Origin of the sequence: Streptomyces sp. NPDC002032, from assembly GCF_042890765.1 — a bacterium.
Classification (GTDB): domain Bacteria; phylum Actinomycetota; class Actinomycetes; order Streptomycetales; family Streptomycetaceae; genus Streptomyces.
This window is the reverse complement of record NZ_JBIASM010000003.1, coordinates 213,203-234,784: the sequence shown is the minus strand read 5'-3', so window position 1 is coordinate 234,784 and position 21,582 is coordinate 213,203. Positions and strand designations below refer to the sequence as shown.

The window sequence follows — 21,582 nt, the reverse complement described above, 5'->3', positions numbered from 1 at the left end:
GCAGCCTCACGGCGAAGTCATCCGGGACGTCCGTCTCGTGTCCGGTGTGACAGATTCCGACCGTTCAGCGCTCGCGCGTGCGCGCGTAGTGGCGCGAGGCCTTGGCGCGGTTGCCGCAGGCGGCCATGGAGCACCAGCGCCGGGTCCCGTTGCGCGAGGTGTCGTGGAAGTGCAGGACGCAGCTCTCCGAGGCGCACTTGCGGATCCGGCCGGGGGTCCCGGTCAGCAGGTCCAGGTAGTCGCGGGCGGCCGTCCAGGCCGGCCCCCAGGCGGGGTCCGCGAACTCGGCGCGCTCGCCCGGGCCTTCGGCGGTGAGGGTGGCCCGGATCCGGCCGTGGTCCAGTACGGCGTCGATCAGGGCGCGGGCGCCCTCGTCGGCGGGGTCGGCGACGGCGCGGGCCAGGGACTCGCGCGCGGTCAGCAGGTGGACGAGGGTCGCGGCGTCGGCGCGGAAGCGGCCGGCCAGGCCCGCGCTCTCCAGCCAGACGGCGAGCCCTTCCAGCCGGGTCAGCCCGTGGGCGCCGGCGAAGAGGTCGGCCGGTTGGCCGTCCTCGTTCCAGCGGGTGTTCAGCAGGTCGAGGCAGACCGGCTCCCCGGTCAGCGGACGCGGGTCCGGCGTCCGTTCCGTCATGTCCGCCTCCGTCATGTCCGCCTCCTCGCGTCGCTAACCCCTCAAGAGTACGTGACCGGTTGACGAGCGCCCCCCTAACCCCTAATCTCGAATTAGAAGGTTAGAAACCGGGCCGCGGCGGCTCGGACCTCTCGGGGAAGGGACCCTCCATGACCACCGCCATCAGCACGCTCCGCACCGGACACGTCGGCCTGAACGTCACCGACCTGGACCGGTCGCTGGCCTTCTACCGCCAGACCCTCGGCTTCGAGCTGCTCGGCGAGGGCGAGGCGAAGGGCAGCCGGCACGCCTTCCTCGGGCAGGACGGCGAGCTGGTCCTGACCCTCTGGGAGCAGGCCGGGGACCGGTTCGACCCGGGCGCGGCCGGACTGCACCACCTCGCCTTCACCGCCGGGGCCATCGAGGAGGTCGAGGCGTACGAGCAGCGGCTGCGGGGGCTGGGCGTCGACTTCGCCCACGAGGGGATCGTGGCCCACGGCGAGGGCGCCGTCTCGGGCGGGATCTTCTTCCACGACCCGGACGGCACCCGCCTGGAGATCTCCGTGCCCACCGGGGCCAAGGGGGCCCCCGTTCCGACGGAGTCGGCGCCGACCTGCGGGTTCTTCTAGGAGATCAGAGAGCGGGAGTGGTCATGGAGCGCTACCACCGGGGATCGATCGCCGTCCAGGAACGGGTGGGCGTACGGGGGCCCGCCGAGCACGTGGGCCGCTCGATCGGCAGTGACATCCGAGGGGTCGCGGCGGACTTCCTCGCCCAGCAGCCCCACCTCGTCGTCGGCGCCGCGGACGGGGACGGCCGCGTGTGGGCCTCGCTGCTCACCGGGCCGCCCGGCTTCGTACGGGCGGACGGGCCCGGCCGGATCACCGTCACGGGCGGCCTTCCGGCGGGGGATCCGCTGGCCGGGGCGCTGGCCACCGCCGGGACCCGGGTGGGGACCATCGCCCTCGACCCGCGCACCCGGCGCCGGATGCGGCTGGACGGCGGGCTGGCCGTGACGCCCGGCGGGTTCGCGGTGGAGGCCGAGCGGGTGTTCTCCAACTGCCCGAAGTACCTCCAGAAGCGCGGGCCGGTGGAGCTGGTGGCCGAAGGGCCCGGGGTGCTGTGGCACGGGACGTCGCTCACCGCCGGCGCGGCGTCGGCCGTCCGCGCCGCCGACACGTTCTTCATCGCCACCACCGCCGGGGAGCACGGGGTGGAGGCCAGCCACCGGGGCGGCATGCCGGGCTTCGTGGAGGTGGTCTCCGCCACCGAGTTGGTGTGGCCTGACTACGCGGGCAACGCCATGTTCCTGACCCTGGGCAATCTGGCCCTCGACGGGCGGGCCGGGCTGCTCTTCCCCGACTGGGAGGGCGGCGGCCTGCTCCAGATCGGCGGACGGGCCCGGACCGAGTTCGGGGACGGCGGGGAGCGGCGGGTGCGGTTCACGGTGGAGGCGGTGGTGGAGAGCCTGCATCCGGGGCGGTTGCGCTGGAGCGCCCCGGAGTACTCCCCGGCCAACCCGCCGGTTCACCGGGGGAGCACGACCAGGTAGGCGGCGGGCTCCAGGTCGGCCGACGCCGTCAGGGCGGTCCGGACGACCGCGGCCTGCTGCTCGGGCCAGTCGCGCAGCTTGCGCGGGGTCAGGTGCAGGACGGTCACCCCGAGGCGCTCCAGGGTCTCCCGCTTGCGGACCGCCTCGGCGAAGTCCTCGTCCTCCCCCTGGCGGGGGGCCCGGGTGTCGATCTCGATGGCCACGGCCTGCTCGGGCCAGTAGGCGTCGACCCCGCCCAGGTGCGGGCCGCCGGGCAGGCGCAGGTCCACGTTCCAGACGGGCTCGGGGAGTTCGTAGCCCCGTACGAGCTGGTACAGCCGGTCCTCCGCGATGGCCCGCCCCTCGGCGAGGAGGGATTCCACGGCGTCCACCACGTGCGGCCGGTTCAGCAGCCGGGCCACGGTCAGCTCCCGTACGACGGCGGCCGGTTCGCAGTGTCCGGCCCGGACGGCCTCGCTCAGCAGGCGGCGTACGGTGCCCGCGTCGGAGAGCCCGGCTACGGCGTCGGCGACGGCCCGCGCCACCGGGGCCACGGGCAGGCCCGTCACCTCCACGGGGCGGGGCGGGGTGTGGGCGCGGACGATCCGGACGTCGCCGGTGGAGCGCAGGCGCCGGGTGTGCGGCACGAGGACGTCGATGTGCGGGAGGCCGAGCAGGGCCGGGGCGGCGGAGAACCGGTAGAGCGCGAGCGCCGCCAGGCCGGTGATCATGACCTCGCCGCCGCGCCGGCCCGCGTACAGCAGGGCGGCGTGCAGCCGCTCCTCGCTCGTCGCGGGGCCGGAGTGGAGCAGGAACACCCCCGGCAGCACCTGCTGCCAGGGCCGGCCGGCGGCCTCGGCGGCGCTCACGCCGTGCTCGCGGAGCTGGGCCAGGCTCAGCACGCGGGGGCGGCTGGCGGTGAGGTGGGTGAGGGGGAGGGGTGCGTTCTGGTTCATGACGCGGTGATTCCCTCAGGCCATGGCCTTGCTAACGCCTGTTACACGTTCGTCGACAAATCCGGACAAGACAGGGCTAAAGTACGGGCGTTCGACTGCCGATGGAGCGCCCGCCTCCCGCCTGCCCCCCGCCCGCCCCGCACTCCGCCTCCCGGGCCCCGACGCGCACGGGCGGGGGCCGGAGAACTCCGGCCCCCGCCCGTGTCAGGACCGGGTCAGACCGCGTCGCGCGCCTGGGCGCGCAGGGCGCGGGCCAGGTCGTCGCGCGACTCCAGGACCAGCCGCCGCAGCGCGGGCGCCGCGGCCGGGTGCCCGGTCAGCCAGGCGTCGGTCGCCGCGACCGTGTCCTCGCCGTCCTGGAGCATCGGGTACAGCCCCTTCACCACATGGATGCCGATCTGGATCGACCGCTGCTCCCAGACCCGCTCCAGCACCTCGAAGTAGCGTCCGGCGTACGGGGCGAGCAGGTCGCGCCGCGAGGGCTGCTGCATCCCGTCGATGGTGGCCTCGACCAGCGCGTTCGACAGCGCGTCCGACTCGACCACCACCGCCCACGCCTGGTCCTTGACCGCCGCCGACGGCCGCGCCGCCAGGCACCGCACCTGGTGCCGCTTGCCCGAGGCGGTGTCGTCGCGCGCGAGTTCCGCGCCGAGGACGGCCTCGTCCACCGCCCCGTGCGCCGCCAGCGGCAGCAGGAAGTCCCAGCGCAGCTCCTGGTCGACGTCGAGCCCGTCGATCCGCGCCGTCCCGTCCAGCAGGCCCAGCAGCAGCTGGAAGTCGCCCTCGGTCGCCGCGCTCGCCGCGAAGAAGCGGGCCCAGGTCAGCTGGTGCTCCGAGCCCGGCTCGGCCAGCCGCAGCTCGTGCAGCGCGCCCGCCGCCAGCTCCCGGCCGGCGCCCTCGCGCCGCCCGGGCGCCGAGTAGTGGGTGACCGCGCTCAGCGCCTGTCCGTGCAGCATCTGGAGCACGCCGACGTCGCTCTCGCGGCCCGCGTGCGTGAGGAACAGCGACAGGAAGTCCCGGGCCGGCATCAGCCCGTCCCGCGTCAGGTTCCACAGCGCCGACCAGCACAGCGCGCGGGCCAGCGGGTCCGTGATCCCGCCCAGGTGGCCGCGCAGGGTCGCCAGTGAGGCCTCGTCGAAGCGGACCTTGCAGTAGGTGAGGTCGTCGTCGTTGACCAGCACCAGGTCGGGCCGGTCCTGCCCGGCGAGCTCCGCGACCGCCGTGCGTGCCCCGGCCACGTCGGCCTCGGCCCGCGCGTAGCGCACCAGCTCGCCCGCCTCGACCCGGTACAGGCCCACCGCGATCCGGTGCGGGCGGAGCTCGTCGCCCTCCTGGAGGACGGCCAGCTCGGTGATGCGGCCGTCGGCGTCGGTGGTGAGCACCGGCGTCAGGGCGTTCACGCCGGCCGTCTGGAGCCAGGCCCGCGACCACTGGGCCATGTCCCGCCCGGAGACCTCCGCGAGCACCGACAGCAGGTCGTCGAGCGTGGTGTTCCCGTACGCGTGGGCCTTGAAGTAGCGCCGCGCTCCCTCCAGGAACGCCTCCCGCCCCACGTAGGCCACCAGCTGCTTGAGGACCGCGGCGCCCTTGGCGTACGTGATGCCGTCGAAGTTCAGCTTGGCGTCCTCCAGGTCACGGATGTCGGCCGTGACCGGGTGGGTGGAGGGCAGCTGGTCGGCCCGGTAGGCCCAGGCCTTGCGGCTGTTGGCGAAGGTGACCCACGCCTGGTCGAAGCGGGTGGCCTCGACGAGTCCGAAGGAGCCCATGAAGTCCGCGAAGGACTCCTTCAGCCACAGGTCGTCCCACCACTTCATGGTGACCAGGTCGCCGAACCACATGTGCGCCATCTCATGCAGGATGACGTTCGCGCGCCGCTCGTAGGAGGCCTGCGTGACCTTCCCGCGGAAGATGTACTCCTCGCGGAAGGTCACCATCCCCGGGTTCTCCATCGCGCCCAGGTTGTACTCCGGCACGAAGGCCTGGTCGTACTTCCCGAAGGGGTACGGGAAGTCGAAGATCTCGTGGAAGAGGTCGAAGCCCTGCTTGGTGACCAGGAAGACGTCGTCCGCGTCGAAGTACTTCGCCAGCCCCTTGCGGCACATGGCACCGAGCGGGATCGTCAGGTCCCCGCGGGTGTAGGTGTCCGTCACGTAGTGGTAGGGCCCCGCGACCACGCAGGTGATGTACGTGGAGATGGGCGCGGTCTCGGCGAAGCGCCGGGTGGGCCCCTCGGCGGACTCCTCCACGCCGTTGCTCCACACCCGCCAGTCCTCGGGCGCGGTGACCTCGAAGCGGTAGGGGGCCTTCAGGTCGGGCTGCTCGAAGTTCGCGTACACCCGCCGGGCGTCCGCCGGCTCGTACTGGGTGTAGAGGTAGACCTCGCCGTCCTCCGGGTCCACGAAGCGGTGCATGCCCTCGCCGGTCCGGCTGTACGCGCAGTTCGCGTCCACGACGAGGACGTTCTCGGCGGCGAGCCCGTCCAGGGCGATCCGGGCCCCGTCGAAGGCGGTGGCCGGGTCGAGGGCGCGGCCGTTGAGGGTGACGGAGTTCACGGAGGGGGCGATCAGGTCCGCGAAGGAGGAAGCGCCCGGCGTCGTGGCCCGGAAGCGGATGGTGGTCACCGAACGGAAGGTCCGGGGGCCCTCGGCCGGTTCGGCCTCGTCCACCGCGGACCTCAGATCGAGGGCCACCTCGTATCCGTCGACGGACAGCAGCTCCGCCCGTTCGCGGGCCTCGTCGCGGGACAGGTTCTCACCGGGCACGTGCACTCCTTCGTGCGTGATCGCGTTCTTCGGTTCGAATCCTCCCACGGGGGAATGCGCCCGGGCCGGGCCCGGTTGCCCAGGGGGATGGCTGAAGAGCAACGCCTTGGCTGACATGAGGAGAGACATGGCCGACACGCAGGTGCGCGAGAAGACCCCCGTCGACTTCTGGTTCGACCCCCTGTGCCCCTGGGCCTGGATGACCTCCCGCTGGGTGCTGGAGGTGGAGAAGCTCCGCGACATCGAGGTGCGCTGGCACGTGATGAGCCTGGGCGTGCTCAACGAGAACAAGCTCGACGAGCTGCCCGAGGCCTACCGCGAGATGCTCGGCCCCCAGGCCTGGATCCCCGTGCGCGTCGTGACCGCCGCCGAGCAGAAGTTCGGCAAGGAGGTCACCGGCAAGCTGTACACCGCGCTGGGCACCCGCATCCACAACGAGGGCCGCGGCAACACCCCCGAGGTGATCGCCGAGGCGCTGGCCGAGGTCGGCCTGCCGGCGGAGCTCGCCAGGTTCGGGACCTCCGACACCTTCGACGCCGAGCTGCGCGCCTCCCACAACGACGGCATCGAGCGCGTCGGCCAGGAGGTCGGCACCCCGGTGATCTCCGTGCCCGGCGCCGACGGCGAGCAGGTGGCCTTCTTCGGCCCGGTCGTCACCCCGGCCCCGCGCGGCGAGGCCGCCGCCCGGCTGTGGGACGGCACCCTGCTCGTCGCCTCCACCCCGGGCTTCTTCGAGCTCAAGCGGACCCGTACCCAGGGTCCGTCCTTCGAGTAGTCCGGCACCGCACGGCATGCGGAAGACCCCCGTGAGTCACGTCCTCACGGGGGTCTTCCGTTGGGAACGCCCGCACGCGAAGGCTGAGAAGACGATCACGAGGCGGGCGGCTCTGCGGCTGCGGTCAGCCCTTGGCGGGGATCAGCAGCGGGGTGTTGGCCTTGGCGTCGGCGTAGCGCCGGGCGACGTTCTGCCAGTTGACGACGTTCCACATGGCCTCGATGAAGTCCACCTTCTGGTTCTTGTACTGAAGGTAGAAGGCGTGCTCCCAGGCGTCGAAGACGAGGACCGGCACGGAGGCCTGGCCGACGTTGCCCTGGTGGTCGTAGATCTGCTCGACGATCAGACGGCCGCTGATGGGCTCGTACGCGAGCACGCCCCAGCCGGAGCCCTGCGTCGCGGAGGACGCGAAGGTCAGCTGCTTGCGGAACTTCTGGAACGAACCGAAGGACTCGGTGATGGCGTCCGCGAGGTCGCCCAGGCCGTCGGCCGCGGTCGGCTCGCCGCCGCCCTCGCCGGTCTTCGGGCTGGCCATGTTGTGCCAGTAGATGCTGTGCAGGATGTGGCCGGAGAGGTGGAACGCGAGGTTCTTCTCCAGGCCGTTGAGGGCGCCCCAGTTCTCCTTGTCGCGCGCCTCCTCCAGCTGCTCCAGCGTGGTGTTGGCGCCCGCGACGTAGGCCGCGTGGTGCTTGTCGTGGTGCAGCTCGATGATCTGCGGGTTGATCACCGGCTCCAGCGCCGCGTAGTCGTAAGGAAGCTCAGGAAGCGTGTAGATGGCCATGCGTGTATCCGGTCCCCTCGGCGTGCCAATCGCTTATTGCAATTAATGCGCAACTGCACGCTAGCAGTATCTATTCCGGCTCACGAGTAAGGGTCACCTCTCTTGTGGCGGACCCCGAAAACGCCGGAGGCCGGGCCCGCGCGCTCGCGCGGACCCGGCCTCCGACAGGCCGTCCGGTGGGGGTGTGGCACCGGACGGACACCCCTAGGGAGCGACCTCGCGGGCGGCCGCCCGGCGCTGCATGACGTACCCGGTCACGGCCAGGGTCACGGTCAGCCCGCCGGTGAACAGCACCTGCACCCGGGTGTCCTCGCCGAGGGCCATCAGGACCAGTACCCCGGCGACACCGGCCAGTGCCACCCAGGTCAGGTACGGGAAGCCCCACATCTTCACGACCAGCTTCTCGGGCGCCTCGCGCTCCAGCCGCCGGCGCAGCACGAACTGGGAGACCGCGATGAAGCCCCAGACGATGAGGATGACCCCGCCGACCATGTTCAGCAGCCAGGCGAACAGGGTGTCCGGGTACCAGTACGAGAGCAGCACGGTGACGAACCCGAAGCCGCAGGAGGCCAGCACCGCCCGGCGCGGCACGCCGCCGGCGGCCTTGCCCAGCACCTTGGGGCCCTGGCCCCGGGCGACGAGGGAGTGGGCCATGCGGGAGGAGCCGTAGATGTTGGCGTTCATCGCGGAGAGCAGGGCGATCAGGATGACCACGTTCATGATCTCGCCGGCGGCCGGGATGCCCAGGTGGTCCAGGGTGGCGGCGTACGGGCCCTCGCCGGTGACCGCCGGGTCGTTCCACGGCAGCAGGGTCACGATGACCAGCATCGAGCCGACGTAGACGATCGCGATCCGCCACATGGTGGTCTTCACGGCCCGGGCGACGCCCTTGACCGGGTCGTCCGACTCGGCGGCCGCGATGGTCACCGTCTCCAGCCCGCCGTACGCGACGACCGAGGCGAGCAGGCCGACCAGCAGGCCGTCGACGCCGTTGGGCAGGAAGCCCCCGTCGTGGACGAGGTTCGCGGCGCCGGGGGAGGAGGTGCCGGGCAGCAGGCCCAGGACGGCGAGCGTGCCCAGGCCCAGGAAGAGGGCGATGGCGCCAATCTTCAGGGCGGCGAACCAGAACTCGAACTCGCCGAAGCGGGAGACGGCGCCCAGGTTGCTGCCGCAGAAGAGCGCCATGAAGGCCAGCACCCACATCCACGAGGGCGTGCCCGGGAACCAGCCCGTCATGATGTGCGCCGCGCCGATCGCCTCGATGGCCACGCCCACGCACAGCAGCGTCCAGAACATCCAGCCCGCCGTGAAACCGGCCCACGGGCCGATCGCCCGGTCGGCGTGCACCGAGAAGGAGCCCGAGGCGGGGTTGGCGGCGGACATCTCGCCGAGCATCCGCATCACGAACATCACCAGCAGCCCGGAGGCGGCGTACGCGAGCACGATCGAGGGCCCCGCCGCCGCGATCCCGGCGCCCGAGCCCACGAAGAGGCCCGCGCCGATGACCCCGCCGAGGGCGATCATCGAGAGGTGGCGCTGCTTGAGGCCGTTGCCGAGCGGGGAGCCGGCGGGGGCCTGCGGCGGTTCGGGGGGCGCGAGGGTGCTGCTGTGGCTCATGGGGGTGTGCCTGTCCGGTGTGCGGGGGTGGTGCGGGGCCCGCTGGTGCGGGGTCCCCAGTGTGCCGAGCGTCCGCTCACCGGACGTTTTCTGTCCGATATCCGGACAGGGGGTTCACGGATGGTGATCACGTCCGTACGCTCGCCGCACGCCCGGGCCGACCGCGCCCGACGCCGCGCCGAGAGGGGCCCCACCATGGACCGGACCGTGACAGCACTGCGCAGCACCGGCCGGGGCGTCCTCGTCACCGGCGCCTCCCGGGGCATCGGCCGCGCCGTCGCGGCCGCGTTCGCCCGGCAGGGGGACCGGGTCGCCGTGCACTGCTCCACCCGCGGGGCCGACGCCGAGGAGACCCTCGCCGCGCTGGCGGGGGAGGGCCACACCCTGATCGCCGCGGACCTCGCGGACCCGGTCCGCACCGCGGAACTGGCCGCCGCGGCCGACGAGGCGCTGGGCGGGGTGGACGTCCTCGTCAACAACGCCGCCGTGATGGTCGCCCACCCCCTGGCGGACACCTCGTACGAGGACTGGCAGCGGGCCTGGCGGCGCACCGCCGACGTGAACCTCTTCGGCGCCGCCAACCTCAGCCACTGCGTGGCCCGCCGCATGATCGACGCGGGCCGCGAGGGCCGCATCGTCAACGTCGGCTCCCGCGGCGCGTTCCGGGGCGAACCCGACCACCCCGCCTACGGCGCCACCAAGGCCGCGCTCCACGCGCTCGGCCAGTCCCTCGCCGTCTCCCTCGCCCCCCACGGCATCGCCGTGGCCTCCGTCGCCCCCGGATTCGTCGCCACCGAACGGGTCGCAGGCCGCCTGGAGGGACCCGAGGGCGGGGCGATCCGCGCGCAGAGCCCCTTCGGCCGGGTCGCGGACCCGGCGGAGATCGCCTCCGCCGTGCTCTACCTGGCCTCCCCGGGGGCGGTCTGGAGCTCCGGCACCGTCCTCGACGTCAACGGGGCCTCCTACCTGCGCACCTGACACGGCGAGGACCCCCGTGCCACGGCACGGGGGTCCCATCGGTCGGCCGGGCCGGCCGTACGGCCGGCCCGGAGCCGGCTACCCGGCCGCCCCGGCCCGGCGCGCGCGGATCTCGCGCGCCCACGCCACCAGCAGCACCGCCGCCGCCGCACCCGAGGACCACAGCAGCTGCGGCCGCGCCGAGTCGTCGAACAGCATCAGCACCAGCACCGCCGCCATCCCCAGCAGCGCCGCCCACGTCAGGTACGGGAACAGCCACATCCGCAGCGTCAGCCGCTCCGGCATCTCCCGCTCCAGGACCCGCCGCAGCCGCAGCTGCGAGACGGCGATCAGCGCCCACACGAACAGCAGCACCGCGCCGACCGCGTTCAGCATGTAGAGGAAGACCGTGTCCGGCCACAGCAGGTTCAGCACCACCGACACGAACCCGAAGGCCACCGAGGCGAACACCGCCCGGCGCGGCACCCCGCCGCCCGAGACCTTCAGCAGCGCCCGGGGCGCCTCGCCCCGCTCGGCCAGCGAGAAGACGATGCGCGAGGAGCCGTAGAGGTTCGCGTTCAGCGCCGACAGCAGCGCCACGAACACCACGATGTTCATGATCTGCCCGGCCGCCGGGATCCCGATCGAGTCCAGCACCGCGACGTACGGGCTCTGGCCCGGCTCCAGCGAGTCCCACGGCAGCAGGGTCACGATGACCAGCATCGAGCCCACGTAGAAGAAGAGGATGCGCCACACCGCGCTGCGCACCGCCCGGGCCACCGAGCGGGCCGGGTCGTCCGACTCGGCGGCCGCGATCGTGACGACCTCCAGGCCGCCGAAGGCGAAGATGACGGCGAGCATGCCGGCCACCACCCCGCCGAAGCCGGCCGGGAAGAAGCCGCCGTGGCCGGTCAGGTTGGCCATGCCCACGGGATCCGTGTCCGGGAGCACACCGAAGATCGCGAGGGTGCCCAGGATCAGGAACAGCACGATGGCCCCGACCTTGAGGGCCGCGAACCAGAACTCGAACTCGCCGAAGTTCCGCACCGCCGCCAGGTTGCTGACGGTGAAGACCACCATGAAGACCAGCACCCACACCCACTGGTCGACCGCCGGCAGCCAGCCGTTGGCGATCTTCGCGGCGCCGGTGGCCTCCACGGCGAGCACCACGACCAGCAGGAACCAGTAGAGCCAGCCCGCCGAGAACCCGGCCCAGCGCCCCAGGGCCTTCTCCGCGTACACGGAGAAGGAGCCGGAGGCCGGCATCGCGGCCGACATCTCGCCGAGCGCCCGCATCACCAGCATCGCGAGCACGCCCGCGAGCAGGTACGAGCAGATGATCGCCGGACCGGCGATGGTGATGCCGGCGCCGGAGCCCACGAAGAGGCCGGCGCCGATCACGCCGCCGAGGCCCAGCATGGTCAGGTGACGCTGCTTCAGGCTGTGGCTGAGGGGTTCCGGGGGCAGACCGCTCCCGGTGACGTTCGGATCGGGCAGTTGGTCGCGCATGAGGGGATGCTCGTACTCTCGGTCGGCCAAGCGGCGCTGGGGGCTGTACGGGGGATTGGCGGGAACCTACAGTCTGGCGGCAGGGGACCCGCGGGAGCAAAAAGGACGTGCGGTCGAATGTGGGGCGTGACGCGGATCACTTCGACTCGGGTGTGGGGCCGGGTCTTTGTCCGGTCTCCACCAAACCGGGCAGTACGGCTTTGTCCCGCCCGGCGGTGGGGCGGCGCCGCGGCCCGCACTAGCCTCACGGTGTCCTGTCGATCACCACCTCGCGGAGCCCCCGATGAGCACTGCTTCCGTCTCCTTCCGGCCCGGCGCCGTCCTCGCCGACCTGCTGCCCGCGAGCCGCGTCCGCGACATCGCGCTCGTCGTCGGCGGAGCCGCGCTCACCGGCCTCGCCGCGCAGCTCTCCGTGCCCGTTCCCGGCTCGCCCGTCCCGGTCACCGGCCAGACCTTCGCCGCCCTGCTGGTAGGCGCCGCCTTCGGCGCCCGCCGCGGCTTCCTCTCGCTCGCCCTGTACGCGCTCGTCGGCATGGCCGGCGTGCCGTGGTTCGCGGGCGGCACCTCCGGCGCGGGCGGGGCCTCCTTCGGCTACGTGCTCGGCATGCTGCTGGCCGCCACCGTCGTCGGCGCCCTCGCGCGGCGCGGCGCCGACCGCTCGGTGCTGCGTACCGCGGGCACCATGGTGCTGGGCTCGGCCGTGATCTACGCGGTGGGCGTGCCGTACCTCATGGCCGCCACCGGCATGTCCCTGAGCGCCGCAGTCGCCGCGGGCCTGGTCCCGTTCCTGATCGGCGACGCGCTCAAGGCCGCCCTCGCCATGGGCGCCCTGCCCGGCGCCTGGAAGCTGGCGGGCCGCCGGGGCTGAGCCCCCGGACCCGCCCCTGCGCACGGCAGCCCCGGACCGCGACCGCGGTCCGGGGCTGCCGCATGAGCGGGGGAGGCTACGCGGCGGCGTCCGCCGGGGCCTCGGCGTCCGCCGGAGCACCGGCCCTGCGGCGCAGCGCGGAGCGGACCACGCCGATCACCAGCACGACGGCGGCGACCAGCAGGGAGAGCAGCACCGTCTCGCGGTTGTCCTTGTCGTAGACCATGTAGCCCAGGACGAAGGTGATCATCGCGGCGGTGATCCAGGTCAGGTACGGGAAGAACCACATCTTCACCGTCACCTTCTCCGGCGCCTCGCGCATGAGGATCCCGCGCATCCGCAGCTGGGTGAAGCAGATGACCAGCCACACGAACAGCGCGATCGCACCCGAGGAGTTCAGCAGGAAGCTGAAGATCGTGTCGGGGTAGGCGTAGTTGAAGTAGACGGCGGCGAAGCCGAAGACGACGGAGCCCAGGATCGCGACGGCGGGCACGCCGCGCTTGGTGACCTTGGCGAAGGCCTTCGGCGCGTCGCCGCGCTCACCGAGCGAGAACGCCATGCGGGAGGCCGTGTAGAGGCCCGAGTTCAGGCAGGACAGCACGGCCGTCAGGACGATCACGTTCATGATCTGGCCGGCGTGCGCGATGCCGATCGAGTCCAGGGCGGCGACGTAGGAGCCCTTGTCGACGATCGACTTGTCGTTCCACGGCAGCAGCGTGAGCACGATGAAGATCGAACCCAGGTAGAAGATGCCGATGCGCCAGATCACCGAGTTGGTGGCCTTGGTGACGGCGCGGCGCGGGTCCTCGGACTCGCCCGCGGCCAGCGTGACGATCTCGCTGCCCATGAAGGAGAAGACGACCATCAGCACACCGGTCAGGACCGAGCCCCAGCCGTTCGGCATGAACCCGCCGGTGTCGGTGAGGTGTGCCAGCCCGGCGCCCGGGTTGTCCGAGCCCGGCAGCACGCCGAAGACGGCGAGCATGCCGACGATCACGAACGCGCCGATGGCGACGACCTTGATCCCGGCGAACCAGAACTCGAACTCGCCGTAGGAGGCCACCGAGCCGAGGTTGGTGGCGGTCAGGACGACCATGACGATCAGCGCCCAGCCCCACTGCGGGACGGCCGGTATCCAGCCTTCGAGGATCTTCGCCCCGGCGGTGGCCTCCACGGCCAGCACGACGACCCAGAAGAACCAGTAGAGCCAGCCGATGGAGAAACCGGCCCAGCGGCCGAGCGCGCGGTCGGCGTAGGCGGAGAAGGAGCCGGAGTTAGGGCTGGCGGCGGCCATCTCGCCCAGCATCCGCATCACGAAGACGACCAGCGCGCCGACGAGTGCGTACGAGAGCAGGATGGCCGGGCCGGTCTTGGCGATGCCGCCGCCGGAGCCGACGAACAGGCCGGCGCCGATGACGCCGCCAATGGCGATCATGGACAGGTGGCGGTTCTTGAGACCGGCCTTGAGACCGTCGGAGGGCTGGGGCGCACCGGGTTCACCAGTGGGGTCGCCTGCCGTCTGCAGGGTCGTCGTGGTGCTCATGGACGATTCCTTAGGTTCTCGGGTTTCGAGTTCCGGCATTCAAACCCGACATCCTCGAAGTACGGAAGACCCTGTTCCGATGGTTGCCCAAGGCCTACATCTCGGGACCAAGGTCCCGACCCCTCCCGTCTGGGTTCTTTGGGTTTACTTGAGGTTTAGAAGTGACATACACGACACCCTCTGCCGGTCCTCCAGCCCGCGCGTGCCACACTCGACCCATGCGCGTGTATCTCGGATCCGACCATGCCGGCTTTGAGCTCAAGAACCACCTGGTGGACTGGCTCAAGAACAACGGCCACGAGCCCGTCGACTGCGGGCCCCACATCTACGACGAGGTGGACGACTACCCGCCGTTCTGCCTGCGTGCCGCCGAGCGGACCGCAGCGGACGAAGGCAGCCTCGGCATCGTGATCGGCGGCTCCGGCAACGGCGAGCAGATCGCCGCCAACAAGGTCAAGGGCATCCGCGCCATCCTCGCGTGGAGCGTCCAGACCGCCGAACTGGGCCGCGAGCACAACAACGCCAACGTCATCTCCGTCGGCGGCCGCATGCACACCCAGGACGAGGTCGTCAGCTTCATCGACACCTTCCTGAAGACCCCGTACTCCGGCGCGGAGCGCCACACCCGCCGCATCGACATGCTCACCGCCTACGAGCAGACCGGCGAGCTCCCCCCGATCCCGGCCCACCACCCCCAGGACCAGTAGCCGGGCCCGGTAGCCAGGCCCAGCAGTACGCACCCGCGCCGCCGGACCCCGTCCGGCGGCGCGGGCACGCCCGGACGTAGGAGCAGTGCCGTGCCCGAAGGGCATACGATCCACCGCCTCGCCCAGGACCACACCGAGCGCTTCGCCGGCCGCCCGGTCCGGGTCAGCAGCCCCCAGGGCCGCTTCGCCGAGAGCGCCGCCCTGCTCGACGGGCGCGAGCTGGAGAGCGCCGAGGCCCACGGCAAACACCTCTTCCTGGAGCTCGGCGACGCCTGGATCCACATCCACCTCGGCCTCTTCGGCAAGCTCGGCTTCGGCACCGCCCCCGCCCCGCCCGCCACCGACACGGTCCGGCTGCGGCTGCTGAACGCCGCCCACTACGCCGACCTGCGCGGCCCCACCGCCTGCGCGCTGCTCGGCGAGGGCGAGAAGAAGGCGATACACGACCGGCTCGGCCCCGACCCGCTGCGCCCCGCCGACGACCCCGACCGGGCCTGGCGGCGGATTTCCCGCTCCCGCACCACCATCGCCGCCCTCCTCATGGACCAGAAGGTCGTCGCGGGCGTCGGCAACGTCTACCGCGCCGAGGTGCTCTTCCGGCACGGCATCGACCCCTACCGGGCGGGCAAGGACCTCACCCGCGCCGAATGGGACGCGATGTGGGCCGACCTGATCCTGCTCATGCGCGAGGGCGTACGGCTGAACCGCATCGACACCGTCCGCGACGAGCACCTCCCCGAGGCCATGGGCCGCCCGCCCCGGGTGGACGACCACGGCGGCGAGGTCTACGTCTACCGCCGGGCCCACCTGCCCTGCCACGTCTGCGGCGGCGAGATCCGCACCGCGGACCTCGCCGCCCGCAACCTCTTCTGGTGCCCGGCCTGCCAGCGGCGCTGAGCCCCTCCGGGGCGTGCGCCGGGCCTGAGCCGGGCCCGCCGGGCCCGCCGGGCCTCAGAAGCCGTGCGGCAGCCAGGGCGCGACGTCACCCGCGAAGGCCCGCGAGGCCCGCGACAGCGCGCCCGGGCGCAGCTCGCGCACCCGGCCCGCCGCGGCCAGCGAGGTCAGGGTGATCCCGCCCAGGTACGCCGAGCCCAGCTCGCGCACCGACAGCGCCAGGTCCGCCGCGTCCGCGGTCCGCACGCAACGCACCTCCCCGCCGGCCTGCGCCGTCAGCCGCCACCGTCCCGTGTTCCACGGACAGAACGCGTCCTCGACCTCCAGCACCACGTCCAGCGCGGCCGCGTACGTCCGGGCCTCCAGCGCCGCCGGCAGGTCCACCAGCCGCACGTGCAGCGCGTCGCGCTGCCGCGTCCGCATCCGCCGTACGTCGCTGGCCAGGTGCAGCAGCGCGTCGTCCGCGGGCCGCCCGTACGCCCGTACGCTCCAGGTCAGGTCGATCTCGAAGAGGTAGCGCCACAGCGCCGCGTACGCCGCCGGGTGCAGCGCGTCCACGTCCTCGACCTGCACCTTTCCGTCCGAGCCGCTCTGCTCCCAGTCCGGCTTGACCCGGTAGCGGGCGTACCCGGTGACCTCGCCCTCCGCGTCCTCGGCCACCACGCACTTCAGCGGCGAGGCGCCCTCCCGGCGCGCCTCCGGGTCCAGCAGGCCCAGCCGCTCCCAGCCGGGCTGCCGGGCCGGCATCCCCGGCCGGCGCGCGACCAGGGCCGCGTACACGCGCTCGCAGTCGGCCAGCGCCTTCTCCGGGTCCACCAGGCGCAGCCGGACCTCGTCCGTCCCCGGCGGGACGGCCAGCCGCACGCGCGTGGTGTCGATCTCGACGGACAGGGCGTAGGCGCCGGTGCCGTAGCCGAACCGGCCGTAGATCTCCGGTTCGGAGGCCGTCAGCACGGCGAGCGGTTCACCACCCTCCCGGATGTCGTCCAATTGGCGGCGCATCAGCGAAGTCAGCACCCCGCGCCTGCGGTGGGTCGGCGCGACGCCCACCATGGTCACGCCCGCCGCGGGGACCAGCGCGCCGCCCGGCACCGAGAGGCGGAAGCTGAAGGCGCCGGCCGAGCCGACGCAGGTGCCGCCGTCCCACACGCCCAGGGAACGCTCCAGTTCCGTGAGGTCCCGGTAGAGCGTCCGCTCGCCCAGGGTCTCCGGCACACCGCCGAACGCCAGTTCCAAGTGGTCGTACCAGACATCCCACTCATCAGCCTGCAATACGCGCGTATCAAGAGCCATGGGGCTATCCCTACCAGGGCATTCCGTCCCGGTCGAACTGTTTTCGACCCCGAAGGTGACCTACGTCCGGGGGTACCCCTGCGCACACCCGGCCGGGATGGATAGGGTCCCGATGCAATGGCCTCGGCACGCGTGGAGACGTACGCGGCCCGGATGCGCGCGTTCTGGCACCGGGCCCGCACCGCCCTGCGCAAATCCGCCGTCGACTACTTCCGCGGCGACGCCTCCGACTGGCTCGCCTTCGGCGGGCTGCTGCTGACCGTACCCGCGATCGCCTGCGGCACGCTGATCATGCCCGTCTGGTTCTCCCCGTCGGCCCTGGTCCTGCCCATCGTGGCCGGTGGCCTGCTGCTGCGGCCCGCGAGCCTGCTCGGCCTCTACGCCGCCTCCGCGACCGCCCTGATCGTCGAGGCCCTGGTGCTGGGCCCGTACTCCGGCGGGCCGGCCCGGGTCACCCCCGGGACCGTGCTCGTGGTTGCGGCGTGCGGGTTCTTCGGGCTGGTCATCGCCCAGTTCCGCAGCCGCGTCGGCGTGCCCTGGCGGCGCGGCGGCACCATGCTCTTCGACCTGCGCGAACGGATCCGGGTCCAGAGCAAGCTGCCCACCCTGCCGCGCGGCTGGCACCGCGAGATGGCCCTGCGCCCGGCCGGCGGACAGTCCTTCTCCGGCGACTTCGTCGTCGCCGCCCGCACCAACGGCGGCCGGACCCTGGAGATCGTCCTCACCGACGTCTCCGGCAAGGGCATGGAGGCCGGCTCCCGCGCCCTCCTGCTCTCCGGAGCCTTCGGCGGGCTGCTCGGCGCGCTGCCCCCGCACGGCTTCCTGCCCGCCGCCAACGGCTACCTGCTCCGCCAGGACTGGGACGAGGGCTTCGCCACCTCCATCCACCTCGTCCTGGACCTGGAGAGCGGGGACTACGAGCTGCTCTCCGCCGGACACCTGCCCGCCCTCCAGCTCTCGGCCGGCACCGGCCGCTGGCAGGAGGTCACCGGCGAGGGCCCGCTCCTCGGCGTCTACGACGGCGCGGAGTTCACCCCGGCCCGCGGCAACCTGCGGAGCGGCGACGTCCTGATGCTCTTCACCGACGGCCTCGTCGAGACCGCCGACCGCGAGATCAGCGAGGGCATCGACAAACTCACCGGCGAGGCCGACCGCTACGTCGCCGCCGGCTGGGAGGGCGCGGCCTGGCACCTCATCGAGAAGGTCGCCAAGGACGTCAACGACGACCGCGCCCTCCTCCTCATCCGCCGCTCTCCTTCCTGACGCGTCGCTCGCACCCTTCGGCCCTGGGAGCCTCCCGGGCTTCGCGCCGCCGCGCCGGACTCCGTCCGCCGCCCGCCGCGCGGGGCCGCTGCCCGGCGGCCGCCGCCCGGGGCCGCTGGCCGGGTTGGCCGTCCGCCGGCCGCTGTCCGGGTTCGCTGCCTGGGGCTGCCGCCCGGGTCCGCCGCCCGAGGCGACCCTCCGGGGCTGCCGTACGGGTTCGCTGTCCGGGGCTGCCGCCCGGGTTCGCCGTCCGCGCCTGCCGTACGGGGCCGCTGCCTGGGGCCGCCGTCCCTGACGCGGTCCCGGCCTGCGGTTGCGGACGCGTCGCTGCGCGGTCCCGTCGGCGTCCGGGGGCGGGGTTCCAGGGGCGGCGGCCCGGCCCCCGGGCCACTTCGCGGCGATTGGCCCGTCCGCACCGCTCCCGCCCCGGGCTACCGTCCGCGCATGGACGCACCGCTCGCCGCCGACCTCGCCCGTCTCCCCGCACTCCTCGACGCCACCCGCCGCGCCGCCGCCGACGCCCTCGCGGCCCTGGACGCGCGGCCCGTCGTACCGGCCCCCGCCGACGCCGCGCCGCCCGCCCCCGAGCCGCTGCCCGAGCACGGCACCGGCACCGAAGCGGCCCTGGAGGCCTTCCAGACCCGCTGGGCACCCCGGTTCTCGGCCTCCGCGGGCCCCCGCTACCTGGGCTTCGTCACCGGCGGCGCCACCCCCGCCGCCCTCGCGGGCGACTGGCTCACTGCCGCCCACGACCAGAACTCCAACTCCGCCTTCGACGGCGCGGGCCAGCACCTGGAGCGCGAGACCACCGGCTGGCTGCGCGGCCTCTTCGGCCTCTCCGACGCCCACACCGGCACCTTCGTCAGCGGCGCCACCATGTCCAACACCGTCGGCCTCGCCATCGCCCGCGAGTGGCTCGGCGAACGCCTCGGCGTCTCCCCCGCCGAGGACGGCGCGGCGGCCATCGGCCCCGTCCGCGTCCTGTCCGGAGCCCCGCACTCCTCCATCGCCAAGGCCCTGTCCGTCCTCGGCCTCGGCCGCGCCTCCCTCGTCCGGGTGCCCACCCTCCCCGGCCGGGAGGCCGTCGACCCCGCCGCCCTCGGCCGCGCCCTGGCCGACACCCCCGGCCCGGCCGTCGTCGTCGCCAACGCCGGCACCGTCAACACCGTCGACTTCGACGACCTGAACGCCCTCGCCGCCCTCAAGGAACGCCACCCCTTCTGGCTGCACACCGACGCCGCCTTCGGGGCCTTCGCCGCTCTCTCCCCGGACCACGCCCACCTCACCGCCGGACTCGACGCCTCGGACTCCGTCTGCGTCGACCTGCACAAGTGGCTGAACGTCCCCTACGACAGCGCCGTCCAGTTCACCCGCCGCCGCGACCTCCAGGCCCGCGTTTTCGCCAACGCCGCCGCCTACCTAGGGCCCCTGGGCCCCGAACCCGACCTGGTCCACCTCACCCCCGAGAACTCCCACCGGCTGCGGGCCCTGGCCGCCTGGTTCACGCTGCGCGCGTACGGCCGCGCCGGATACCGGGAGATCGTCGAACGCGACGTCGACTGCGCCCGCGCCCTCGGTGCGGAACTGGACGGCGACCTGCTCCTGCGCCTGCTCGCCCCCGTCCGCCTCAACGTCGTCTGCTTCACCCTCGCCACCGACCCCACCCCCGAACGCCTGGCCGCCCTGCGCGAAGCCGCCGGCGCCGAGGTGTTCGTCACCCCCACCGTGTACGGGGGAACCCCCGCCCTGCGCGCAGCGTTCTCCAACTGGCGCACCACGCGCGCCGATGTGCGCCGGGCCGCAGGGGCCCTGCGCACGGCAGCGAAGGGGATCGCATGACGCGGCAGCCGCTCACCCTCCGGGAGGTCGAGGCCCTCGCCCGCCGGGCGCACCAGGGCCAGACCGACAAGGCCGGCCGGCCCTACGCCGAGCACCTCGCGGCCGTCGCCGAGGGCGTCCGCCTGCGCGGCGGCACCCCGGCGCAGCAGGCGGCGGCCTGGCTCCACGACGCCGTCGAGGACGAGGCGCTCACCCCCGCCGAGCTGGCGTCCGCGGCCCTCCCCGAGGAGGTCAAGGCCATGGTGCTGGCCCTGACCAAGCGCCCCGGGGAACCGCTTGAGGAGTACGCCGCCCGCATCCTCGCCACCCCCGGCGCCCCCCTCGTCAAGGAAGCCGACCTCGCGCACAACGCCGACCCCGTACGTCTGTCCGTACTGGACGCCCCCACCCGCGAACGGCTGACCGCGAAGTACGCGTACGTCCGCTCCCTGCTCGGCGTCACCGCCCCCTGACCCGTACCTCTTGCCCGAAATATGCCAAGTAAGTGTGTGCTTGGCGGGAAAGAACCAATGGCGATTCGTCACGGGACGGATACCCGGGGTCCGTTGGTGGGAGGATGGTGCATGTAGGGGTGTGCAGGGCCGCACGCCCCGGGCCGGCCAGGGGACGACCGAAGGTGTGATCAGTAGTGGCCATTTCACTGTCAGTCGTGGTTCTGTTGGCGATCATCCTGGTGATCCTGATCCGCGGCAAGCACATGAAGGCCGGTCCCGCGATCGTCGCGGTCCTCTTCGGTTTCTTCCTGGCGTCCAGCTCCATCGCCCCGGACGTCAACCGCTTCCTGAACTCCCTGGCCGACACCATCGCCGGCATCAAGCTCTAGCCCCGCACCCGCCCGGGAGCGACGAAGGGCCAGACCGGGGAACTGCCCTCGCGCCTGGCCCTTTTCGCTTCGGAGCGGGCGCCCGGACAGGCGGGAGACACGCCCCGCTGAGCCCTGGAGAGCCGTGCGTGGGGGATCAGTCCTCGGTGTCCGGGCCGGCGGCCGGTGGCGGGACCTCTTGCCAGTCGGTGACGGGCTTGGTGCGGAACATGCCCCGGTAGACCTCGCGGGTCAGCACGACGGCTCCCTCGCCGTACTCGTGCAGTTCCTCGAAGGCCTCCTCCGCGGACTCGTAGACGAACTTCCGCCCCTTGGCGTTGCGGATGATCCATTCCCTGTCGCTGCTGACGCCGAGTGCCATGCCTGCGCTCATGTGGTACCCCCCTGGACGATGATCGCTGATCGTACGCGGAGGGCGGGGATGACGGAGGGCTGATCGCCGCCCCGGGAACGGCGAAGGGCCAGGTCGAGGAGATCTCCTCTGACCTGGCCCTTTTCGCTTCAGAGCGGGTGACGGGAATCGAACCCGCGTAGCTAGTTTGGAAGACTAGGGCTCTACCATTGAGCTACACCCGCAGTACGCGCGCCGCAGGTCCGGGGACCGTGGCACGGACAGCATCCTAGCGGGTCGCGCGGGGGGAGCGCACACCCCTTTGCCGCCGTCGGCCCCGGGTCCGCGCCGCGCGCGCGTGCGGCGCGGGAAAAGCGAGCGCGTCGGAGGGTCTCCGGGCATGTACCCTACGTGTCGCACCGACGGGGTGTGGCGCAGCTTGGTAGCGCGTCCGCTTTGGGAGCGGAAGGTCGTCGGTTCGAATCCGGCCACCCCGACCACGAGTACTGCGTCCACGAAGATC

At 72.7% G+C, this 21,582-nt stretch carries 20 protein-coding genes and 2 tRNA genes; 12 read left to right on the top strand and 10 right to left on the bottom strand.

What is annotated here, in order from left to right:
* Positions 1-64 precede the first annotated feature (64 nt).
* Entirely contained in the window at positions 65-631 is a 567-nt protein-coding gene (locus ACFYYT_RS09210; RefSeq protein ID WP_351816793.1) for a CGNR zinc finger domain-containing protein, read from the bottom strand.
* Between the two features lie 149 nt (positions 632-780).
* Here ACFYYT_RS09210 and ACFYYT_RS09205 point away from each other — a divergent pair, with 149 nt between their 5' ends.
* Together ACFYYT_RS09205 and ACFYYT_RS09200 are read left to right on the top strand one after the other, a co-directional pair.
* Entirely contained in the window at positions 781-1,239 is a 459-nt protein-coding gene (locus tag ACFYYT_RS09205) for a VOC family protein (protein ID WP_351816620.1), read from the top strand.
* 23 nt (positions 1,240-1,262) lie between these two features.
* Complete coding sequence (locus ACFYYT_RS09200) at positions 1,263-2,162, top strand: pyridoxamine 5'-phosphate oxidase family protein (protein WP_351816623.1); 900 nt, start codon at positions 1,263-1,265, stop codon at positions 2,160-2,162.
* Here the strand turns inward: ACFYYT_RS09200 and ACFYYT_RS09195 are convergent.
* A complete protein-coding gene (locus ACFYYT_RS09195; RefSeq protein ID WP_351816626.1) occupies positions 2,138-3,097 on the bottom strand; it encodes a hypothetical protein in 960 nt (319 codons plus the stop codon). The two genes, ACFYYT_RS09200 and ACFYYT_RS09195, sit on opposite strands and share 25 nt — an antisense overlap.
* A gap of 215 nt (positions 3,098-3,312) precedes the next feature.
* Positions 3,313-5,859, bottom strand: coding sequence for an aminopeptidase N (gene pepN / locus ACFYYT_RS09190; protein ID WP_351816628.1), 2,547 nt, complete (start codon positions 5,857-5,859; stop codon positions 3,313-3,315).
* Positions 5,860-5,986: 127 nt separating this feature from the next.
* Here pepN and ACFYYT_RS09185 point away from each other — a divergent pair, with 127 nt between their 5' ends.
* Positions 5,987-6,634, top strand: a complete 648-nt coding sequence (locus tag ACFYYT_RS09185; RefSeq protein WP_351816631.1) for a DsbA family protein — start codon at positions 5,987-5,989, stop codon at positions 6,632-6,634.
* 124 nt (positions 6,635-6,758) lie between these two features.
* Here the strand turns inward: ACFYYT_RS09185 and ACFYYT_RS09180 are convergent, their stop codons facing one another.
* Both ACFYYT_RS09180 and ACFYYT_RS09175 read right to left on the bottom strand, forming a co-directional pair.
* Positions 6,759-7,415, bottom strand: coding sequence for a superoxide dismutase (locus ACFYYT_RS09180; RefSeq protein ID WP_351816634.1), 657 nt, complete (start codon positions 7,413-7,415; stop codon positions 6,759-6,761).
* Between the two features lie 204 nt (positions 7,416-7,619).
* On the bottom strand, positions 7,620-9,032 hold the full coding sequence (locus ACFYYT_RS09175) for an amino acid permease (protein WP_351816637.1): 1,413 nt from the start codon (positions 9,030-9,032) through the stop codon (positions 7,620-7,622).
* A 195-nt stretch (positions 9,033-9,227) separates the two neighbouring features.
* On the opposite strand from ACFYYT_RS09175, the gene ACFYYT_RS09170 reads away from it, so the two are divergent.
* Positions 9,228-10,010, top strand: a complete 783-nt coding sequence (locus ACFYYT_RS09170) for an SDR family oxidoreductase (protein WP_351816640.1) — start codon at positions 9,228-9,230, stop codon at positions 10,008-10,010.
* Between the two features lie 78 nt (positions 10,011-10,088).
* Here the strand turns inward: ACFYYT_RS09170 and ACFYYT_RS09165 are convergent, their stop codons facing one another.
* Complete coding sequence (locus ACFYYT_RS09165) at positions 10,089-11,498, bottom strand: amino acid permease (protein ID WP_351816642.1); 1,410 nt, start codon at positions 11,496-11,498, stop codon at positions 10,089-10,091.
* 283 nt (positions 11,499-11,781) lie between these two features.
* Here ACFYYT_RS09165 and ACFYYT_RS09160 point away from each other — a divergent pair, with 283 nt between their 5' ends.
* Positions 11,782-12,366, top strand: coding sequence for a biotin transporter BioY (locus ACFYYT_RS09160; RefSeq protein ID WP_351816645.1), 585 nt, complete (start codon positions 11,782-11,784; stop codon positions 12,364-12,366).
* Positions 12,367-12,442: 76 nt separating this feature from the next.
* On the opposite strand, the gene ACFYYT_RS09155 is transcribed toward ACFYYT_RS09160, so the two are convergent.
* Positions 12,443-13,909, bottom strand: a complete 1,467-nt coding sequence (locus ACFYYT_RS09155) for an amino acid permease (protein ID WP_351816648.1) — start codon at positions 13,907-13,909, stop codon at positions 12,443-12,445.
* Positions 13,910-14,127: 218 nt separating this feature from the next.
* Between ACFYYT_RS09155 and ACFYYT_RS09150 the strand changes: the two genes are divergently transcribed.
* Both ACFYYT_RS09150 and ACFYYT_RS09145 read left to right on the top strand, forming a co-directional pair.
* Positions 14,128-14,616, top strand: coding sequence for a ribose-5-phosphate isomerase (locus ACFYYT_RS09150; protein ID WP_351816651.1), 489 nt, complete (start codon positions 14,128-14,130; stop codon positions 14,614-14,616).
* Between the two features lie 90 nt (positions 14,617-14,706).
* Positions 14,707-15,513, top strand: coding sequence for a DNA-formamidopyrimidine glycosylase family protein (locus ACFYYT_RS09145; RefSeq protein ID WP_351816654.1), 807 nt, complete (start codon positions 14,707-14,709; stop codon positions 15,511-15,513).
* A gap of 54 nt (positions 15,514-15,567) precedes the next feature.
* Here the strand turns inward: ACFYYT_RS09145 and ACFYYT_RS09140 are convergent, their stop codons facing one another.
* Positions 15,568-16,803, bottom strand: a complete 1,236-nt coding sequence (locus tag ACFYYT_RS09140; RefSeq protein WP_351816657.1) for a GNAT family N-acetyltransferase — start codon at positions 16,801-16,803, stop codon at positions 15,568-15,570.
* Positions 16,804-16,920: 117 nt separating this feature from the next.
* Here ACFYYT_RS09140 and ACFYYT_RS09135 point away from each other — a divergent pair, with 117 nt between their 5' ends.
* From ACFYYT_RS09135 to ACFYYT_RS09120, 4 genes are all read left to right on the top strand, one after another.
* The gene (locus ACFYYT_RS09135) at positions 16,921-18,066 is read left to right on the top strand and encodes a PP2C family protein-serine/threonine phosphatase (protein WP_351816660.1); all 1,146 of its coding nucleotides are present in this window, start codon (positions 16,921-16,923) and stop codon (positions 18,064-18,066) included.
* A 444-nt stretch (positions 18,067-18,510) separates the two neighbouring features.
* Positions 18,511-19,905: a pyridoxal-dependent decarboxylase gene (locus ACFYYT_RS09130; RefSeq protein ID WP_351816663.1), complete on the top strand. Its 1,395-nt coding sequence runs from the start codon at positions 18,511-18,513 to the stop codon at positions 19,903-19,905.
* Positions 19,902-20,357, top strand: coding sequence for an HD domain-containing protein (locus ACFYYT_RS09125; RefSeq protein WP_351816666.1), 456 nt, complete (start codon positions 19,902-19,904; stop codon positions 20,355-20,357). The genes ACFYYT_RS09130 and ACFYYT_RS09125 overlap by 4 nt, the downstream gene beginning before the upstream one ends.
* 176 nt (positions 20,358-20,533) lie before the next feature.
* Positions 20,534-20,728 carry a hypothetical protein gene (locus ACFYYT_RS09120; RefSeq protein ID WP_079426944.1) on the top strand — a complete coding sequence of 65 codons (195 nt, stop codon included), beginning with the start codon at positions 20,534-20,536 and terminating at the stop codon, positions 20,726-20,728.
* A gap of 136 nt (positions 20,729-20,864) precedes the next feature.
* Here ACFYYT_RS09120 and ACFYYT_RS09115 read toward each other — a convergent pair whose 3' ends face one another.
* Together ACFYYT_RS09115 and ACFYYT_RS09110 are read right to left on the bottom strand one after the other, a co-directional pair.
* The gene (locus ACFYYT_RS09115) at positions 20,865-21,101 is read right to left on the bottom strand and encodes a hypothetical protein (protein WP_351816669.1); all 237 of its coding nucleotides are present in this window, start codon (positions 21,099-21,101) and stop codon (positions 20,865-20,867) included.
* A gap of 132 nt (positions 21,102-21,233) precedes the next feature.
* A tRNA-Gly gene (locus tag ACFYYT_RS09110) sits at positions 21,234-21,304 on the bottom strand.
* A gap of 178 nt (positions 21,305-21,482) precedes the next feature.
* Between ACFYYT_RS09110 and ACFYYT_RS09105 the strand changes: the two genes are divergently transcribed.
* Positions 21,483-21,559: transfer RNA gene (locus ACFYYT_RS09105), tRNA-Pro, on the top strand.
* Positions 21,560-21,582 lie beyond the last annotated feature (23 nt).

What these genes read in the sequence shown, in the direction of transcription:
- ACFYYT_RS09210 (WP_351816793.1), bottom strand. Translation starts at nt 631, where the DNA reads ATGACGGAACGGACGCCGGACCCGCGTCCGCTGACCGGGGAGCCGGTC.
- ACFYYT_RS09205 (WP_351816620.1), top strand. Translation starts at nt 781, where the DNA reads ATGACCACCGCCATCAGCACGCTCCGCACCGGACACGTCGGCCTGAAC.
- ACFYYT_RS09200 (WP_351816623.1), top strand. Translation starts at nt 1,263, where the DNA reads ATGGAGCGCTACCACCGGGGATCGATCGCCGTCCAGGAACGGGTGGGC.
- ACFYYT_RS09195 (WP_351816626.1), bottom strand. Translation starts at nt 3,097, where the DNA reads ATGAACCAGAACGCACCCCTCCCCCTCACCCACCTCACCGCCAGCCGC.
- ACFYYT_RS09185 (WP_351816631.1), top strand. Translation starts at nt 5,987, where the DNA reads ATGGCCGACACGCAGGTGCGCGAGAAGACCCCCGTCGACTTCTGGTTC.
- ACFYYT_RS09180 (WP_351816634.1), bottom strand. Translation starts at nt 7,415, where the DNA reads ATGGCCATCTACACGCTTCCTGAGCTTCCTTACGACTACGCGGCGCTG.
- ACFYYT_RS09175 (WP_351816637.1), bottom strand. Translation starts at nt 9,032, where the DNA reads ATGAGCCACAGCAGCACCCTCGCGCCCCCCGAACCGCCGCAGGCCCCC.
- ACFYYT_RS09170 (WP_351816640.1), top strand. Translation starts at nt 9,228, where the DNA reads ATGGACCGGACCGTGACAGCACTGCGCAGCACCGGCCGGGGCGTCCTC.
- ACFYYT_RS09165 (WP_351816642.1), bottom strand. Translation starts at nt 11,498, where the DNA reads ATGCGCGACCAACTGCCCGATCCGAACGTCACCGGGAGCGGTCTGCCC.
- ACFYYT_RS09160 (WP_351816645.1), top strand. Translation starts at nt 11,782, where the DNA reads ATGAGCACTGCTTCCGTCTCCTTCCGGCCCGGCGCCGTCCTCGCCGAC.
- ACFYYT_RS09155 (WP_351816648.1), bottom strand. Translation starts at nt 13,909, where the DNA reads ATGAGCACCACGACGACCCTGCAGACGGCAGGCGACCCCACTGGTGAA.
- ACFYYT_RS09150 (WP_351816651.1), top strand. Translation starts at nt 14,128, where the DNA reads ATGCGCGTGTATCTCGGATCCGACCATGCCGGCTTTGAGCTCAAGAAC.
- ACFYYT_RS09140 (WP_351816657.1), bottom strand. Translation starts at nt 16,803, where the DNA reads ATGGCTCTTGATACGCGCGTATTGCAGGCTGATGAGTGGGATGTCTGG.
- ACFYYT_RS09135 (WP_351816660.1), top strand. Translation starts at nt 16,921, where the DNA reads ATGGCCTCGGCACGCGTGGAGACGTACGCGGCCCGGATGCGCGCGTTC.
- ACFYYT_RS09130 (WP_351816663.1), top strand. Translation starts at nt 18,511, where the DNA reads ATGGACGCACCGCTCGCCGCCGACCTCGCCCGTCTCCCCGCACTCCTC.
- ACFYYT_RS09125 (WP_351816666.1), top strand. Translation starts at nt 19,902, where the DNA reads ATGACGCGGCAGCCGCTCACCCTCCGGGAGGTCGAGGCCCTCGCCCGC.
- ACFYYT_RS09115 (WP_351816669.1), bottom strand. Translation starts at nt 21,101, where the DNA reads ATGAGCGCAGGCATGGCACTCGGCGTCAGCAGCGACAGGGAATGGATC.